This window comes from Moorena sp. SIO3I6 (assembly GCF_010672095.1).
In genome coordinates this window covers 1-1,614 of sequence record NZ_JAAHHU010001161.1, presented here as the reverse complement: position 1 = coordinate 1,614, position 1,614 = coordinate 1, and the positions used below count along the sequence as shown (strand labels likewise).

General features: G+C 42.6%; 1 protein-coding gene and 1 pseudogene. Both read right to left on the bottom strand.

Annotated features, from left to right (window positions below; all coding sequences use genetic code 11):
- A pseudogene (locus F6K49_RS47265) lies at nucleotides 1-467 on the bottom strand (ABC transporter permease); the annotation flags it as partial.
- A 211-nt stretch (nucleotides 468-678) separates the two neighbouring features.
- Nucleotides 679-1,614: ABC transporter ATP-binding protein (locus tag F6K49_RS47260; RefSeq protein WP_293109443.1), on the bottom strand; the 936-nt coding region annotated here is incomplete at its 5' end.

The following is a 1,614-nucleotide window of genomic DNA, read 5'->3' as shown; positions in this document are numbered from 1 at the left end:
ACAGGTTGAACCGGGGGGTCTGTAGCACTAAATGCGATCGCTTCATAGGCAAGTAAGGGTAGCACCATAAAGCTATAAAATGTCACCACTCCCAAGAGTTTACCCACGGCTACAGCCCAATTCGTTAGTGGAGAAGTTGCCAAAAGCTCCAAAGTCCTGCGTTTGCGTTCCTCAGCATAGAGTCCCATGGACAGAATTGGTAACACAAATAACGACAGTGAACCCATCACTTCCAAGAATTGACGCAAAAATACATAGGCAACATCCACTGGTGGTATCGGTAAACCCAATTGTTCTGCCGTTGCAACTTGGTTAATAATACCCTCTTGATCCAAAAGAATTTCTACAAAAAAGGAGCCAGACAGCCACCAAAATACACCGGCGATAACATAAGCGAATGGTGAAGCAAAATAGCCCTGTAATTCTTTCCTAAAAATTGCTAATATATTCCAAATTATAATCATTATTTATTTTATTAAAAATGGTGATTTTTGGGGTTTAAGGTTTAAAATTTAAGGTTTAAGGTTTAAGGTTTAAGGTTAGTTAGTTTAAGGTTTAAGGTTAACTCTTAGTTAGTTTTAAGGTTGAATGTTAGTTAGGTAAGGATTAGTTATTCAGGATTAGTTATTTTAAGGTTACTTAGTTAAAGGTTTTCAAAATAACTTTCATCCTTCATCGTTAATCCTTCATCGTTAATCCTTCATCAGACTCCTGAGACTCCTGTAAATCAGACTCCTCTAAATCAGGATCGGGTTGAGGCAGTGGTTTTTCGGTGGTAGTTAGTTTCAAAAAGACATCTTCCAGGGTAGCGCGAGTCCGTCGCATTTCGTATATCCCTACACCAGCTCCCACAGTCACAGCTGCAATATCCCGTGCGGGTTCTGCTCCCGGTGCTGATACGATGTGGAATAAAGAGCGTCCGCCAGGTAAATTTTGATCATTAACCAGTTCCACCAGGCAAACTCCTGGTATAACTTGTAATAATTTCTGTAACTCCTGTGCATCACCATCTATTTCTAACTCATAACCTGATCCCCCGGTTAACTCCGCCAGTAACTTGTCTGGACTATCTGTTGCTACAATTTTGCCTTCATTGATAATGGCTACCCGGCTACAGGTCATACTCACTTCTGGTAGAATGTGGGTTGAGAGGATAATAGTATGGTCACCAGCAAGGCTCTTAATTAAGTTACGGACATCAATGATTTGCCGAGGATCAAGACCAACTGTAGGTTCATCTAGAATGATGGCCGGTGGGTCATGTACAATTGCCTGAGCGATACCCACCCGTTGACGGAAGCCCTTAGAAAGCTTGCGGATCAGTAGCTTGGCCTTGCTCGTTATGTTACAGCGCTCCATGGCAGTTTTGACCTTAGTAGTGCGATCGCCTGCAGCAACACCTTTAATACGGGCAACAAAGTGCAAAAATCCTTCAACGGTCATGTCCGGATACAGTGGCGGAAATTCCGGTAAATAACCAATTCGGCGTCGTACTGCCATAGAATTTTCATGAACATCATAATTAGCAATTCGGGCAGTACCATGGGTTGCTGGTAAATAGCCTGCCAAAATTCGCATGGTAGTGGTTTTCCCTGCACCATTCGGTCCAAGGAA